Here is a 15,115-nt window from a genome sequence, read left to right as displayed (position 1 = left end):
GGGGGCACCCTCCGGTCGTCCAAAAGCCCGGCCGAACAGCCCAGGAACACCCGGTTGGCCCTGCCATCGTCGACAACTCGCCGCAGATGGCACAATCGACGCATGGAACGCGACGGCCAACTCCAGCTCTACGGGGTTCTGGCCGCGCGTCTGAAGCAGGCGCACGCCCGGGTGGCCAATCCCGAAGTCCCTGATGAGACCAGGCGGGAGTTGACTCGAAGGCTGCTCGCGGTGACCGCCGCGGCGAAGCACGATCTCGCCGACGCGGCACGGCGTCTGGAGGTGTTGACGGCCGAGTTGGACGACCTCGGAATCCCCGATCGGTGATCACACAGGCCCCCGAGTTCGTTGCGGCACAAGGGTGATTCGCCCGTTTCGTATTTGATTTGCGGTATATATCCGCCTAGCGTGCGAAAAGGCCCGCACTCATTCGCCGGGCAAGTTTCCGAAGGGGAAGACGTGAACAAGGCGCAGCTCGTAGAAGCGATTGCCGACAAGGTAGGCGGCCGGCAGGCCGCCGCGGACGCGGTTGACGCGGTTCTCGACGCGATCGTCCGCGCGACGGTTTCCGGCGACCGGGTCTCGGTCACCGGATTCGGGTCGTTCGAGAAGGTCGAACGCCCGGCCCGCTACGCCCGCAACCCCCAGACCGGGGAGCGGGTCAGGGTCAAGAAGACCTCGGTGCCGCGGTTCCGCGCGGGGCAGGGCTTCAAGGACCTGGTCAGCGGGGCGAAGAAGCTCCCGCGCGGCGGCGAGGTCGCGGTCAAGAAGGCCCCCAAGGGCAGCCTGAGCGGTGGTCCTTCCACCACCGCGCGGACCACCACCAAGAAGGCCGCGGCGAAGCAGGCCACCTCGGCCCGCAAGACCGCCGCCAAGAAGACCACCGCGGCCAAGAAGACGGCCGCGAAGACCACCGCGGCGAAGAAGTCCACGACCAAGAAGGCGGCGGCCAAGAAGGCCACCGCCAAGAAGGCGCCGGCCAAGAAGGCCACCGCCAAGAAGACCCCGGGCAAGAAGACCGCGGCGCGCAAGACCAGTGCCAAGCGGGCCGCCGCGAGGTAGGCCTCCGGCGCCGCCGGACGACCGCGACGGGCCGGGCACCCCGGGAGGGGTCGCCCGGCCCGCACCGTTTTCCCGCCCCGCTGGTTTTCCCGCCGCGCCGTACGGGCCGCGCCGTTCGGGCCGCGCCGTTTTCCCGCCGCCCGTGCGGCCTTACGCGCCGGGGTCCGGATACGTCTGCAGCGTCACGAAGACCACCCGCCGCGCGGCGCCCTCGCCCTCGGTGCGGATCCGCACCCGCTGGCCGGGGCGCAGCAGCCGCAGCCCGCCCGCGTCGAAGGCCGCGGCGTCGAACGCCACCGGCGTCCCGTCGTCCAGCAGCACACTGCCCGCCCGGGTGCCGGGGTCATAGGTGAACGCCGTCGCTTGCATGGCCCCAGCCTAGGGCCTGCCGTCCGGGCCGCCGCGGCGCCGTGAAGGCCCGCGCGACAGGCCGGGGCCCGGGCGTCAGGCGGTGCGGGCCGGGAAGAGCAGCGAGGTGCGCGGACCCAGGCCCAGAGCGCGGGCCGCGTCCAGGTCCGCCGCGGTGTCCACGTCCTGCCGCACCGACGGCACCGCGGCCAGCGTGATCTCACGTGCCCCCGAGGCGAGGTGGCGGGACCGGGAGGCGCCGCCGAAGCCGGGGGAGAGGGCGACGCCGGGGGACGCGGTGAGCAAGGTTGTTCCCGGACCCGCCGTATCGGCCAGGAACGCCCGCCCGGGCAGCCGCGCGGCCTCCCGCAGCACCGCGCCCAGTTCGGCGGGCCGCAGGGCCGGGAGATCGCCGTTCAGCGCCCCGACGCCCGCCGACGCCCGCCGCTGCCGTACGAGACCGGCGCCGTACCGCAGCGCCGCGTTCAGCCCCGCCGCCGGCACGTCGGCCGCCACGAAAGCCCCCAGCCCGGCCACTTCGGCGCCCGCCGTCGGGTCGTCGGTGACCACCGTGACATCCGCCACCTCAGGGCACGCCAGCGCGGCGCCCACCGTGTCGAGCACGAAGGCCAGCGCCAGCGCCGGGCGTACCGCCCCCGCCGCCGACAGCCTGCTCTTGGCCACCGCCAGCGGCTTGAGCGGCACCACCAGCGACCACATCCCCGTCACATCCACCTCACCATTGTCACCGAGTGCCAGAGCTGCCCCCCGGCGCCCTGAGACCTGGCGTTAGTCTCTGGTAGCCGCGATGCTGAGCGGCAGCGCCATCGCAACGAAGAGGAGTCCGGGTGTCCCGCCGCAGAATCGGTTTCTGGTACCGCCTGGCGGCTGTCATCGCGAAACCGCCGCTCATTGTGCTGTTCAAGCGGGATTGGCGCGGAATGGAGCACATTCCCGTCAACGATGGATTCATCACCGCGGTGAACCACAACTCGTACCTGGACCCGCTGTCCTACGCGCATTTCCAGTACAACACCGGCCGGGTGCCCCGCTTCCTGGCCAAGGCCGGACTCTTCAAACCGCTGTTCGTCGGCAGCGTGCTGCGCGGCACCGGCCAGATCCCGGTCTTCCGCGAGACCACCGACGCCGCCAACGCCTTCCGTGCCGCGGTCGCCGCGATCGAGGCCGGCGAATGCGTCGCCTTCTACCCGGAAGGCACCCTCACCCGCGACCCCGACCAGTGGCCGATGGTCTCCAAGACCGGCGTCGCCCGGGTCGCGCTGCTCACCAAGGCCCCGGTCATCCCGGTCGCCCAGTGGGGCGCCAACGAGGTGATGCCGCCGTACGCCAAGGAGAAGCGGCTCCGGCTCTTCCCCCGCAAGACGCTGCGGGTGCTGGCCGGGCCGCCGGTCGACCTCGACGCCTTCTACGGTCAGGAGCCCACCGCAGAGACGCTGCGCGCGGTCACCGAGACCATCATGCGCAGCGTCGCCGAACTCCTCGCGGAATTGCGCGGCGAGACCGCCCCCGACGGTCTGTACGACCCGCGCAAGGCCCGGGGGGGCAAGTGACGACGCGCTGCGCGGTCTTCGGCACCGGCTCGTGGGGCACCGCCTTCGCCATGGTGCTCGCCGACGCCGGATGCCAGGTGTCGCTGTGGGGCCGCAGGCCCGCACTGGTCGACGCGATCAACACCACCCGGCACAATCCCGAGTATTTCCCGCAGCTCGAACTGCCCGCCTCCGTCACGGCCACCGCCGACCCCGCGCAGGCGGCGCGGGACGCGGAACTGGTCTTCCTCACCGTCCCCTCGCAGACCCTGCGCGGCAATCTCGCCGAGTGGGCGCCGCTGCTGCGCGACGACGCGGTATTGGTCAGCCTGATGAAGGGCGTCGAACTCGGCACCGCCAAGCGGATGAGCGAGGTCATCGAGGAGGTCGCCAAGACCGGGCCCGACCGGGTCGCCGTGCTGTCGGGGCCCAATCTCGCGCCCGAGATCGCCGAACGGCAGCCCGCCGCCTCCGTCGTCGCCTGCCGGGACGACGCCGTCGCCCGCCGCATCCAGGCCGCCTGCCACACCCCGTACTTCCGCCCGTACACCAACACCGACGTCGTCGGCTGCGAACTGGGCGGCGCGGTCAAGAACGTCATCGGGCTCGCCGTCGGCATCGCCGACGGCATGGGGCTCGGCGACAACACCAAGGCGTCGCTGATCACCCGCGGCTTGGCCGAGACCACCAGGCTCGGCCTGGCGATGGGCGCCGACGCGCACACCTTCGCGGGCCTGGCCGGCATGGGCGACCTGGTCGCCACCTGCTCCTCGCCGCTGTCCCGCAACCACACCTTCGGCACCAACCTCGGCCGCGGCATGACCCTGGCCGAGACGATCGCCGTCACCCGGCGCACCGCGGAGGGCGTCAAGTCCTGCGAATCGGTGGCCGATCTCGCCCGCCGCCACGGCGTGGACATGCCGATCACCGAGACGGTGGTCGATATCGTGCACAACGGGAAGCCGCCGGTTGTAGCCGTGCGGGAGTTGATGTCACGCTCCGCGAAGCCCGAAAGGTAAGGTCAACGCGACATGAGCAACCTGCCTTCTCCCCAGAGTCCGGGACCCGACGAGAGCGCCGACCGCCCGGCGCCGTCCGGTTACGTACGCAAGCCGCGCGTCGCCGTCGTCTTCGGCGGGCGCAGCTCCGAGCACGGTGTCTCGGTGGTGACCGCGGCAAGCCTGCTGCGGGCCATCGACCGCACCAAGTACGACGTCCTGCCGATCGGCATCACCACCGAGGGCCGCTGGGCGCTGACCGCCGACGCGCCGGACCGGATGGCCATCGCCGACCGCACGATGCCCACCGTGGAACAGGTCACCGACCAGGAGGGCATCGTCGTCCTCCCGGTCGACCCGGCCAACCGCGAGGTCGTCTACACCGAGACCGGCGCCGTCCCCAAGGCGCTCGGCGAGGTCGACGTCGTCTTCCCGCTGCTGCACGGCCCCTACGGCGAGGACGGCACCCTCCAGGGCCTGCTCGAACTCTCCGGCGTCCCTTACGTCGGCGCGGGCGTGCTCGCCTCCGCCGTCGGCATGGACAAGGAGTACATGAAGCGGATCTTCACCTCCTTCGGCCTGGCCGTCGGCCCCTACACCGTGGTCCGCCCGCGGGAATGGGAGCAGGACCCGGGAGCGGTACGCGACCGCCTCACCGGCTTCGCCGCCGAGCACGGCTGGCCGCTGTTCGTGAAGCCCGCCCGCGGCGGCTCCTCCTTCGGCATCAGCAAGGTCGAAGGACCCGACGGGCTGGACGCGGCAATTGCCGAGGCCCGCAGGCACGACCCGAAGCTCGTCGTCGAGGCGCTGCTGAGCGGCCGGGAGATCGAGTGCGGGGTGCTCGAGTTCGAGGACGGCCCGCGCGCGTCGGTGCCCGCCGAGATCCCGCCGGTCACCACCCACGCCTTCTACGACTTCGAGGCGAAGTACATCGACTCGGCGGAAGGCGTCGTGCCCGCGCCGCTCACCCCCGACCAGACTGCCGAGGTGCAGCGGCTGGCCGTCGCCGCCTTCGAGGCCGCCTCCTGCGAGGGCCTGGTCAGGGCGGACTTCTTCCTGCTGGACAGCGGCGAGTTCGTGATCAACGAGATCAACACCATGCCGGGCTTCACCCCGATCTCGATGTACCCGCGGATGTGGCAGGAGAGCGGCGTCGGCTACCCCGAACTGGTCGACCGGCTCATCCAGGCGGCGCTGCGCCGCTCCACCGGCCTGCGCTGACACGCCCCTGCCGGCCGGCGGCCGGCAGGGCGCCCGCTCACAGACCGGGGATCGTCCTGGTCACCGCGTCGGCGAGATCGGTCAGCGGGCCGAGATCGCCGGCGTACTTCTTCGGCAGCGTCACCTCGACGTACGCCGTGCGCAGGGTCGTGGTGAGCCGGAACGACCCGCCGGACCCGCGCTCGATGGACCAGCCGACCCCGTCCACCTCGACGCCGTCGGCCTCGGGATTGTTGTCCACCGCCGGTCGCGGCACCCCGCAGCGCAGTACGATCGCCGGGTCCCCCCACCCGGTGATCAATTCGGAGCGCGGCTTGAGATCATGCCGGGAAAGCCCCGTGACCCGCTGCGGCAAAGCGTCGTGCAGCGCATGGCAGTAACCGGCGGTGCGCGCGTCGGGAACCGGTACGGCGACGGAGTCGTCACCGCCACCGGGCATGGCGAAAGCGTAGGCCGCCGCCGCGGCGAGGCACGCGACGGCGGACACGTTGATCAGGACGACCCGGTGATACAGCGCCATCGGGCGAGCATATCGGGGGCTAGATATGGACGACCGGACAGGTGAGAGTCCGGGTGATTCCGTCCACTTGCTGGACCTTGGCCACCACCATGCGGCCGAGTTCGTCGACCGTGTCCGCCCGGGCCCTGACGATCACGTCATAGGGGCCCGTGACGTCCTCGGCCTGAATGACGCCGTCGATCTTGGAAATCACCTCCGCTACTGCCGAGGCCTTGCCGACCTCGGTCTGGATCAGGATGTAGGCCTGTACCACGGAACCTCCAGGGCGGCTACGAGGATCATGTGGGAAGGGGGACGCCACGTTATCGCGTCGTCGCGCACAGCGGGGAGACCCGCGCGGTACCTGACCCCCGTATTGACGGGAAACACGCAGCAGAACCGGCGAATGCCGAGACTTAAGGGGACGATGAGATGAAGGGGACTGTGGGCGAGTTGGGGGAGTTCGGGCTCATCAGGGAACTGACCTCCCGCCTCACCTCGACCCCGGCCGTGAAAATCGGCCCCGGTGACGACGCGGCCGTCGTCACCGCGCCCGACCGGCGGGTGGTGGCCACCACCGACATCCTGCTCGAAGGCCGGCACTTCCGCCGCGACTGGTCCACCGCCTACGACGTCGGCCGCAAGGCCGCCGCCCAGAACCTCGCGGACATCGCCGCCATGGGCGCCGTCCCCACCGCCGTGCTGCTCGGCCTGGTCGTGCCCACCGAACTCCCCGCCACCTGGCCGGTCGAGCTGATGGACGGCATCCGCGACGAATGCCAGGTCGCCGGCGCGGCCGTGGTCGGCGGCGACGTCGTACGCGGCGACACCATCACCGTCGCCATCACCGCGCTGGGGGACCTGCGCAACCGCGACGCCGTCACCCGGTCCGGGGCGCGCCCCGGCGACGTCATCGCCGTCACCGGCTGGCTCGGCTGGTCGGCCGCGGGACTCGCCGTCCTGTCCCGCGGCTTCCGCTCCCCGCGCGCCTTCGTCGAGGCGCACCGCCGCCCCGAACCGCCCTACCACGCCGGCCCCGCGGCGGCCGAACTCGGCGCCACCGCCATGACCGACGTCAGCGACGGCCTGGTCGCCGACCTCGGCCACATCGCCACCGCCAGCGGCGCCGACATCGACCTGCGCTCCGCCGACATCGACGTACCCGCCCAGATGACCGACATCGGGCAGGCCGTCGGCGTCGACCCGCTGCACTGGGTGCTCACCGGCGGCGAGGACCACGCCATCGTCGCGGCCTTCCCGCCCGACGTGAAACTGCCCGCCCGCTGGCGGGTCATCGGCTCGGTCAGGGCGCCGGCCGGCCGCGCCCCGCAGGTCACCGTGGACGGTGCGCCGTGGGAGAAGGCGGGCGGCTGGGACCACTTCGGCGACGACGCGTGACGCTCCCGCCCCCGGCCCGGGTGCTCACCGTCGCCGGATCCGACTCCGGCGGCGGTGCGGGCATCCAGGCCGACCTCAAGACGATGCTCGCCCTCGGCGTCCACGGCATGAGCGTGATCACCGCGGTGACCGCGCAGAACTCGCTCGGCGTGCGCGGCTCCTGGGACCTGCCGCAGGAGGCGGTACGCGCGCAGTTCAGGGCCGTCGTGGACGACATCGGCGTCCAGGCGGTCAAGACCGGCATGCTCGGCTCCGCCGAACTGGCCGGGACTGTCGCCGACCTGCTCACCGGCCTCGACGTCCCCGTCGTCGTCGATCCGGTCGGCGTCTCCAAGCACGGCGACAGCCTGCTGCGCGGCGACGCGCCCGACGTCGTCCGTACCCGGCTGCTGCCGCTGGCCACCGTCGCCACGCCCAACCTGGACGAGGTCACCCGGCTCACCGGGATCGCCGTCACCGACCGGGAGGGCATGCGGGCCGCCGCCGACGCGGTCCTGGCCTGCGGCCCGCGCTGGGCGCTGGTCAAGGGCGGCCACCTGCCGGGCGCCGACCGCCACGCGGACTGCGCCGACCTGCTCTCCGACGGCCGCACCGAGCGGTGGTTCCACGCCCCCCGCCACGCCAACGCCCACACCCACGGCACCGGCTGCACCCTGGCCAGCGCGCTGGCCTCCTACCTCGCCCTCGGCCACGAGGTGCCCGCCGCGGTGGGCCTGGCGAAGTCCTACGTCACCGGGGCGATCGCGGCCGGCTTCCCGCTGGGCGCCGGTATCGGCCCGGTCGACCACGGCTGGCGCACCCGGACACGCTGAAAAGCCGGCCCACCCGAAGGTGGACCGGCTTTCCGGAGCCGGAAGGCTGCCACGGCTGGCGCACCCGGACACGCTGAAAAGCCGGCCCACCCGAAGGTGGACCGGCTTTCCGGAGCCGGAAGGCTGCGCCGCTGCGAGGTGCCGCGTCAGCGCGGACCGGGTCCCTTCCGCCCCTGCGGGCGGAGGGGGGTCACTCGCTAGCGCGAGACCTTGCCGGCCTTGATGCACGAGGTGCAGACATTGAGCCGCTTCGGCGTCTTCCCCACGACTGCGCGCACCCGCTGGATGTTGGGGTTCCAACGACGCGGGGTACGGCGGTGCGAGTGGGAAATGCTGTTGCCGAAGCCCGGCCCCTTGCCGCAGACGTCGCAGTTGGCAGCCACGGGACACTCCAAAGACTTCAGATGCATTTACGAGGAAAAGCCCGGGAGAGCCCCAGGCAACCGGAGCAGCATACAACGGCTGCGCCCATGCAACGAAACTACCACGCTCCCGGAGGTGCCCCCGCCGTGCCCGCGGGCCCGGGCGCGCACCTCGGGTGCTGCCGGTCCCTTCCCCCACGACGCAGCCGCAGCCGAGAAGCGAACAGGCCGGAGCTGCCGCCCGGGGCGCGGGGAACCGCGCGACAGGCCACAGCGCACCGCCAGTGTGAACGCAACAGGACGGGGCACCCCCCAGGGGCGCGGGGAACCGCGCGAAAGGCCCCCGCCGGCGGGGAGGCGGGGATTATGGGCCGCGGCCCGGACAGGCACGGGCAGGACGGGCGGAGCCCGACGGACGACTACGCTCACCCGGAGAAAACGCACTCCGCAGGAGGATTCGTGCCGCCCTCGCTCGACGCACCCACAGTGCGCACTTGGTGCCGGCTCGCCCTCGCCGCCCTGGGCCGCGCCCGGGAAGAGATCGACGCGATCAACGTCTACCCCGTCGCCGACGGCGACACCGGCACCAACCTCTACCTCACCGTCGAGTCCGCCGCCCAGTCCGTGGAAGCCGTCTTCGACGCCCACGCGTCGGCGGACCCGGCCGCCCGCCCGACGCTGCCCGAGGCCTTCCGGGCGATGTCCCACGGCGCCCTCATCGGTGCCCGCGGCAATTCCGGCACGATCCTGGCCCAGCTGCTGCGCGGCATGAACGAACCGCTCGCCCACGCCGCGGGCGACCCGGACGCCGCCGCGCTCCGCCTGGCGCTGCGCTCCGCCGCGGACTCCGCGTACGAGGCCGTCGCACACCCGGCGGAGGGCACGATGCTCACCGTGGCGTCCGCCGCGGCAAGCGCGGCGCAGGCGGCCGACGGCGGCCTGGTCGAGGTGGTGCGCGCCGCCCACACCGGCGCCCGCGCGGCGCTGGCCGCGACCCCGGGCCAGCTCGGCGTCCTGCGGGCCGCCGGCGTCGTGGACGCCGGCGGCCTCGGCCTGGTCGCGGTGCTGGGCGCGCTGTCCGACGCCGTGACCGGGGACGCCTCGATGCGTACCGACACCGCCGCGGGCGCGGGCACGTCCTTCCGCACCGGGGAGCCGGCGGAGCCGGACGGGTGCGGGGAGGGCGCCGCCGGCGGCGGACCCGCGTACGAGGTGATCTACCTGCTGGAGGCGCCGCCCGCCGCGATCCCGCCGCTGCGCGCCCGGCTCGACGCGCTCGGCGACTCCCTGGTCGTGGTCGGCGGCGACGGCCTGTGGAACGTCCATGTGCACGTCGACGACGTGGGCGCCGCCATCGAGGCGGGCATCGAGGCCGGCCGGCCGTACCGCATCCGCGTCACGCACTTCGGCGAGCAGGTCCGCAGCACCGCGGGGCGCCACGAGCGGGCCGTCGTGGCGCTGGTGCGCGGCGACGGCATGGCCGAACTGTGCTCGCAGGCCGGGGCCGTGGTGGTCGCCGTACGCCCCGGGGACCCGCCCGCCAGCGGTGAGATCGCCGCCGCGATCCGCGGGGCGCACGCCCGCGAGGTGATACTGCTGCCGAACGACAGCGACCTGCGGCCCGCGGCCGGCGCCGCCGTCGAGCAGGCCCGCGCGGACGGCGTCCGCGTCGCCCTGATCCCCACCCGCTCCGCGGTCCAGGGCATCGCCGCGCTCGCCGTCCACGAACCGTCCCGCCGTTTCGACGAGGACGTCGTCGCGATGACGTCCGCGGCCGGCGCGACCCGTTACGCGGAACTCGCCGTCGCCGAGCGCGAGTCGTGGACCATGGCGGGCGTCTGCCAGGCCGGCGACGTCCTCGGCCTGATCGACGGCGACGTCGCCGTGATCGGCCCGGGCGTCGTGGACACCGCCGTCCGCGTCCTGGACCGGATGCTCGCGGCCGGCGGCGAGATGGTCACCCTCGTGCTGGGCGCCACCGCGCCCGCGGGCCTCGCCGCCCGGCTGGAGTCCCACGTCCGCGACACCCACATGGCGGTGGACACCGTGACGTACGAGGGCGGGCAGGCGTCGTGCCCGCTGCTGATCGGCGTCGAGTAGCGGCGGGCGGCGCGGGGGAGCCGCCGGTTTGTCAGGGGGGTGCGCCAAGATGGTGGTGATGACTGGCAACCCGTTGGACGAACCGCTGCGCAAGCTCGTCGGCGACCGCACCGCCAAGGTGCTCGGCGAGCATCTCGGCCTGCACACCACAGGGGACCTGCTGCACCACTACCCGCGGCGGTATGCCGAGCGCGGGGAGTTGACGCGGCTGGCCGACCTGCCGGTGGACGAGTACGTGACCGTGGTGGCGCAGATCTCCAAGGCGGACAAGCGGACGTACGGCGGCGGGTCCGGCGTACGGCTCGAAGTCGTGGTCAGCGACGGCAGCGGGTCGCTGACGCTGGTGTTCTTCAGCAAGGCCGCCCACGCGCACGCGCACCGGCTGATCCCCGGGCGGCGGGGGATGTTCTCCGGGAAGGTGTCGGTCTTCAACCGGACGCGGCAGCTCGCGCACCCCGACTACCAGCTGCTGGACGCGGACGAGGGCGAGGCGGAGGTCGACGCCTTCGCGAACCGGCTGATCCCGCTGTATCCGGCGTGCAAGCAGATCACCTCGTGGAAGATCGCGCAGGCCGTCGAGACCGCGCTCAATTCGCTGGCCGGCACCGGCTGGGCGGGCGTCGGCGAGCCGCTGCCCGCCCAGCTGCGCGAGACCCGCGGTCTCGCCCCGCTGCCCGAGGCGCTGGAGAAGGTGCACCGGCCGCGTACGAAGGCCGACATCGCCGCGGCCAGGGACCGGCTGCGCTGGGACGAGGCGTTCGTGCTCCAGGTCGCGCTGGCGCGCCGCCGGGCCGCGGAGTCGGCGCTGCCCGCGGTGCCCCGCCGGCCGGCCGCGGACGGGCTGCTCGCGGCCTTCGACGCGAAGCTGCCGTTCACGCTCACCGAGGGCCAGCGCAGCGTGTCCGCCGAGGTCTTCGCGGACCTGGCCACCGACCACCCGATGCACCGGCTGCTCCAGGGCGAGGTCGGCTCGGGCAAGACCCTGGTGGCGCTGCGGGCGATGCTCGGCGTGGTGGACGCGGGCGGGCAGGCGGCGATGCTGGCGCCGACCGAGGTGCTGGCGCAGCAGCACCACCGCTCGATCACCGAGATGATGGGCGGCCTCGCGGAGTCCGCGGGAATGCTCGGCGGGTCCGAGCTGGGTACGAAGGTGGTGCTGCTGACCGGTTCGATGGGCACCCCCGCCCGCCGGCAGGCGCTGCTGGACCTGGTGACGGGCGAGGCCGGGATCGTGGTGGGCACCCACGCGCTGATCGAGGACAAGGTCAAATTCCACGACCTGGGGCTCGTCGTGGTCGACGAGCAGCACCGCTTCGGGGTCGAGCAGCGCGACGCGCTGCGGGCCAAGGCGCCGCAGCCGCCGCATCTGCTGGTGATGACGGCCACCCCGATCCCGCGGACGGTGGCGATGACGGTCTTCGGCGACCTGGAGACCTCGGTGCTCGACCAGCTGCCGGCCGGGCGCTCGCCGATCGCGACCCATGTCGTACCGGCGGCGGAGAAGCCGCACTTCCTCAGCCGGGCCTGGGAGCGGGTGCGCGAGGAGGCCGAGGGCGGGCACCAGGCGTATGTGGTGTGCCCGCGGATCGGCGACGACGAGGACGGCAAGGCCGCGGCGAAGAAGGCCGACGACGCCGAGCGCAGGCCGCCGCTCGCCGTGCTGGAGGTCGCCGAGCAGATCGCCGCGGGACCGCTGCGCGGCCTGCGGGTCGAGGTGCTGCACGGGCGGATGGCGCCGGACGCCAAGGACGACGTGATGCGGCGCTTCGCGGCCGGCGAGGTGGACGTGCTGGTGGCGACCACGGTGATCGAGGTCGGGGTGAACGTGCCGAATGCCACCGCCATGGTGATCATGGACGCGGACCGCTTCGGCGTCTCGCAGCTGCACCAGTTGCGCGGCCGGGTCGGCCGCGGGTCCGCGCCCGGCCTGTGCCTGCTGGTCTCCGAGGCGCCCGAGGCGAGCCCGGCGCGCGGCCGGCTCGACGCGGTGGCCGCCACCCTGGACGGCTTCGAGCTGTCCGAGATCGACCTCCAGCAGCGCCGCGAGGGCGATGTGCTGGGCCAGGCGCAGTCCGGGTCCCGCTCGTCGCTGCGGATGCTGACGGTCATCGAGGACCGGGACGTGATCGAGCAGGCCAGGCAGGAGGCCGTCGAGGTGGTCGCGGCCGACCCGGAGCTGACCGGCCACCCCGACCTGCGCAGCGCGCTCGACAGCCTGCTGGACGCCGACCGCGAGCAGTATCTCGACAAGGGCTGACCGGCCGGGCCGGATAGGGTGCGGAGGGTGAGCAGCACATGACGCGCGTGATCGCCGGAGCGGCCGGCGGCCGGCGCCTTGCCGTACCCCCGGGCACCGGCACCCGGCCCACCTCGGACCGGGCCAAGGAAGGCCTCTTCTCGACCCTGCTGTCGCTGCGCGGCACCCTGGCCGGGGCGAGGGTCATGGACCTGTACGGCGGTTCCGGCGCGGTCGGGCTGGAAGCGCTGTCGCGGGGCGCCGCCCACGTGCTGCTGGCCGAGGCCGACCCGCTCGCGGCCCGTACGATCCGCGAGAACGCCGCGGCGATCGGCCTGCCGGGCGCCGAGGTGCGGGCCGGGAAGGCCGAGAAGGTGGTGGCGGGACCACCGCCCGCGGAGCCGTACGACGTGGTCTTCCTCGACCCGCCCTACGACGTCGCCGGCGACGCTCTGCGGGAGATTCTGCTCACACTCCTGGCCGGTGGCTGGCTCGCGGCCGACACACTGGTCACCGTGGAACGCAGGACCCGGGGCGGTGACTTCGACTGGCCGGCCGGCTTCGAGGGGCTGCGCTCCCGGCGGTACGGCGAGGCGACACTTTGGTACGGTCGCGCCGCCCAAGTTACCGCCGGGTCATGAGCCCGCGGAGCAGCCGGAAGCCCGTCGCGGGCCCCGGCGTCCGACGTACCGGTAACGCCCGTTCGCAGAGCGAGGAGCCAGTCATGCGCCGCGCAGTCTGTCCCGGGTCCTTCGACCCGGTCACCAACGGACACCTCGACATCATCGCCCGCGCCTCCCGGCTGTACGACGTCGTGCACGTCGCGGTGATGATCAACCAGTCCAAGAAGGGCCTGTTCGACGTCGACGAGCGGATCGCGCTCATCGAACAGGTCACCTCCGACCTCGGCAATGTGCAGGTGGAGTCCTTCCACGGCCTTCTGGTGGACTTCTGCAAGCAGCGCGACATCCCGGCCATCGTCAAGGGCCTGCGGGCGGTCAGCGACTTCGACTACGAGTTGCAGATGGCCCAGATGAACATCGGGCTTTCCGGCGTGGAGACGCTGTTCGTGCCCACCAACCCCGCCTACAGCTTCCTGTCCTCCAGCCTTGTGAAAGAAGTCGCCCAATGGGGCGGCGACATCTCGCACTTGGTGCCCGCCCCGGTCCTCCAGGCGCTGAACACCAAGCTGCGGCAGCGCTAGAGTCTTGGACGTGGACGTCCAGAAGAAGCTCGATGAGATCGCGGCCGCGCTGACGAACGCCCGGTCGATGCCGATGTCGGCCTCCTGCGTGGTGAACCGGGCCGAGCTGCTTGCCATGCTCGACGAGGTGTCCGCCGCGCTGCCCGACTCCCTCGCCCAGGCCGAGGGTCTGCTCGGCGACCGCGAGCAGATGGTCGAACAGGCCAGGGCCGAGGCCCAGCGGATCATCGAGTCGGCGCACGCCGAACGCGGCTCGCTGGTCTCCGACACGAACATCGCCCGGCAGTCCAAGGACGAGGCCGACCGGATCGTCGCCGAGGCCCGCCGCGAGGCCGACGAGATCCGCGCCGAGGCCGACGACTACGTCGACAGCAAGCTCGCCAACTTCGAGGTGGTCCTCACCAAGACCATCGGCTCGGTCGACCGCGGCCGCGAGAAGCTGCTCGGCCGCCACCCCGACTTCGACGAGCAGGGCTTCCCGGCCGAGGACGACCCGGACGCCCCCGAGCGCAGCGCCGACCCCGAGACGCTGCGCCGCCGCGCCGACGACTACGTCGACACCAAGCTCGGCGCCTTCGAGGCGGTGCTCACCAAGACCCTGGAGGCGGTCGGCCGCGGCCGGCTCAAGCTCACCGGGCACAACCCGATCGACGACCTGGCCGCGCAGATCGCCGCCGCGGACGGCACCGACGGCGACCCGCAGCAGATCCACCGCCAGTCCGACGCCGACTACCTGGCGGGCCTCGCGGCCCCCGCGCCCGAGCAGGCCGACCTGGCGCAGTACGGCTACGACCCGCAGCCGGCCGTCGGCGAGCCCCGGCAGGATCCCGGCTACGGCTACCAGCAGCAGGAGACGTACCAGCAGCAGGGCTACGGCCAGGAGACCGGCGACGGCTACCAGCAGCAGGAGTACGCCCAGCAGGCCGGCTACGCGGACCCGTACGCCCCGCAGCCGGGCTACGGCCAGGACGCGGGCTACGACTACGGCCAGCAGCAGGGCTACGAGCAGCAGCCCGGCTACGACCAGCAGCAGTACCCGCCGCAGCTCCCGTACCAGCAGCAGGGGCAGCAGCAGGGACAGCAGTACGCGCAGCCGGCCGCCGCGCTGGACGAGACCAGCTTCTTCGACACCGGGATGATCGACCTCAACCGGCTGCGGGAGCTGGAGCAGGGCCGCTGACCGGTCCGTGCCGCCGGCCCCCGTACTGCTCCGTTTGGGCGGGGGCGGCGCGTCCAGTATCCTGTCACTTCCAGCCGTGTGAATCGCCGGCGCTTCTGCCTGCCCGCCCGCAAGGGACGCGCAGGCCGTGAACCGAGGAAAGCAG

At 72.8% G+C, this 15,115-nt stretch carries 17 protein-coding genes; 12 read left to right on the top strand and 5 right to left on the bottom strand.

Annotated elements, in window-relative coordinates; genetic code table 11:
* The first annotated feature begins 102 nt into the window (after nt 1-102).
* Nucleotides 103-327, top strand: coding sequence for a hypothetical protein (locus OHA86_RS10035; RefSeq protein WP_329174276.1), 225 nt, complete (start codon nt 103-105; stop codon nt 325-327).
* Nucleotides 328-459: 132 nt separating this feature from the next.
* A complete protein-coding gene (locus OHA86_RS10030) occupies nt 460-1,062 on the top strand; it encodes an HU family DNA-binding protein (RefSeq protein WP_329174274.1) in 603 nt (200 codons plus the stop codon).
* A gap of 150 nt (nt 1,063-1,212) precedes the next feature.
* Here the strand turns inward: OHA86_RS10030 and OHA86_RS10025 are convergent, their stop codons facing one another.
* Together OHA86_RS10025 and cofC are read right to left on the bottom strand one after the other, a co-directional pair.
* Nucleotides 1,213-1,431: a hypothetical protein gene (locus tag OHA86_RS10025; protein WP_329174273.1), complete on the bottom strand. Its 219-nt coding sequence runs from the start codon at nt 1,429-1,431 to the stop codon at nt 1,213-1,215.
* 75 nt (nt 1,432-1,506) lie between these two features.
* Complete coding sequence (gene cofC, locus OHA86_RS10020) at nt 1,507-2,130, bottom strand: 2-phospho-L-lactate guanylyltransferase (RefSeq protein ID WP_329182347.1); 624 nt, start codon at nt 2,128-2,130, stop codon at nt 1,507-1,509.
* A gap of 128 nt (nt 2,131-2,258) precedes the next feature.
* On the opposite strand from cofC, the gene OHA86_RS10015 reads away from it, so the two are divergent.
* From OHA86_RS10015 to OHA86_RS10005, 3 genes are read left to right on the top strand one after another with little or no spacing between them, the layout of a single operon-like run.
* On the top strand, nt 2,259-2,981 hold the full coding sequence (locus OHA86_RS10015) for a lysophospholipid acyltransferase family protein (protein WP_329174271.1): 723 nt from the start codon (nt 2,259-2,261) through the stop codon (nt 2,979-2,981).
* 50 nt (nt 2,982-3,031) lie between these two features.
* Nucleotides 3,032-3,979 carry an NAD(P)H-dependent glycerol-3-phosphate dehydrogenase gene (locus OHA86_RS10010; protein WP_443054163.1) on the top strand — a complete coding sequence of 316 codons (948 nt, stop codon included), beginning with the start codon at nt 3,032-3,034 and terminating at the stop codon, nt 3,977-3,979.
* A gap of 12 nt (nt 3,980-3,991) precedes the next feature.
* Nucleotides 3,992-5,179, top strand: coding sequence for a D-alanine--D-alanine ligase family protein (locus tag OHA86_RS10005; RefSeq protein WP_329174267.1), 1,188 nt, complete (start codon nt 3,992-3,994; stop codon nt 5,177-5,179).
* Nucleotides 5,180-5,216: 37 nt separating this feature from the next.
* On the opposite strand, the gene OHA86_RS10000 is transcribed toward OHA86_RS10005, so the two are convergent.
* Both OHA86_RS10000 and OHA86_RS09995 read right to left on the bottom strand, forming a co-directional pair.
* Nucleotides 5,217-5,699 (bottom strand): DUF3515 domain-containing protein, encoded by a 483-nt coding sequence (locus OHA86_RS10000; protein WP_329174266.1) that lies wholly within the window; start codon nt 5,697-5,699, stop codon nt 5,217-5,219.
* A 19-nt stretch (nt 5,700-5,718) separates the two neighbouring features.
* On the bottom strand, nt 5,719-5,952 hold the full coding sequence (locus OHA86_RS09995) for an Lrp/AsnC family transcriptional regulator (protein ID WP_073500427.1): 234 nt from the start codon (nt 5,950-5,952) through the stop codon (nt 5,719-5,721).
* Between the two features lie 158 nt (nt 5,953-6,110).
* On the opposite strand from OHA86_RS09995, the gene OHA86_RS09990 reads away from it, so the two are divergent.
* Together OHA86_RS09990 and thiD are read left to right on the top strand one after the other, a co-directional pair.
* Nucleotides 6,111-7,076, top strand: a complete 966-nt coding sequence (locus OHA86_RS09990) for a thiamine-phosphate kinase (protein ID WP_329174264.1) — start codon at nt 6,111-6,113, stop codon at nt 7,074-7,076.
* Nucleotides 7,073-7,888: a bifunctional hydroxymethylpyrimidine kinase/phosphomethylpyrimidine kinase gene (gene thiD, locus OHA86_RS09985; protein WP_329174263.1), complete on the top strand. Its 816-nt coding sequence runs from the start codon at nt 7,073-7,075 to the stop codon at nt 7,886-7,888. The genes OHA86_RS09990 and thiD overlap by 4 nt, the downstream gene beginning before the upstream one ends.
* 197 nt (nt 7,889-8,085) lie before the next feature.
* On the opposite strand, the gene rpmB is transcribed toward thiD, so the two are convergent.
* Nucleotides 8,086-8,271, bottom strand: coding sequence for a 50S ribosomal protein L28 (gene rpmB, locus OHA86_RS09980; RefSeq protein WP_033173090.1), 186 nt, complete (start codon nt 8,269-8,271; stop codon nt 8,086-8,088).
* 438 nt (nt 8,272-8,709) lie between these two features.
* Between rpmB and OHA86_RS09975 the strand changes: the two genes are divergently transcribed.
* From OHA86_RS09975 to OHA86_RS09955, 5 genes are all read left to right on the top strand, one after another.
* Entirely contained in the window at nt 8,710-10,350 is a 1,641-nt protein-coding gene (locus tag OHA86_RS09975; protein WP_329174262.1) for a DAK2 domain-containing protein, read from the top strand.
* Nucleotides 10,351-10,408: 58 nt separating this feature from the next.
* Nucleotides 10,409-12,607 (top strand): ATP-dependent DNA helicase RecG, encoded by a 2,199-nt coding sequence (recG, locus tag OHA86_RS09970; protein ID WP_329174260.1) that lies wholly within the window; start codon nt 10,409-10,411, stop codon nt 12,605-12,607.
* Nucleotides 12,608-12,645: 38 nt separating this feature from the next.
* On the top strand, nt 12,646-13,227 hold the full coding sequence (gene rsmD, locus OHA86_RS09965) for a 16S rRNA (guanine(966)-N(2))-methyltransferase RsmD (RefSeq protein ID WP_329174259.1): 582 nt from the start codon (nt 12,646-12,648) through the stop codon (nt 13,225-13,227).
* An 83-nt stretch (nt 13,228-13,310) separates the two neighbouring features.
* Nucleotides 13,311-13,790, top strand: coding sequence for a pantetheine-phosphate adenylyltransferase (coaD, locus tag OHA86_RS09960; protein ID WP_329174257.1), 480 nt, complete (start codon nt 13,311-13,313; stop codon nt 13,788-13,790).
* 10 nt (nt 13,791-13,800) lie between these two features.
* Nucleotides 13,801-14,970, top strand: coding sequence for an ATP synthase F0 subunit B (locus tag OHA86_RS09955; RefSeq protein WP_329174255.1), 1,170 nt, complete (start codon nt 13,801-13,803; stop codon nt 14,968-14,970).
* The last annotated feature ends 145 nt before the right edge of the window (nt 14,971-15,115 follow it).

This window comes from Streptomyces sp. NBC_01477 (genome assembly GCF_036227245.1).
Taxonomy (GTDB): domain Bacteria; phylum Actinomycetota; class Actinomycetes; order Streptomycetales; family Streptomycetaceae; genus Actinacidiphila.
The sequence above is the reverse complement of the archived record's forward strand: the minus strand, read 5'-3'. Positions and strand labels throughout refer to the sequence as shown.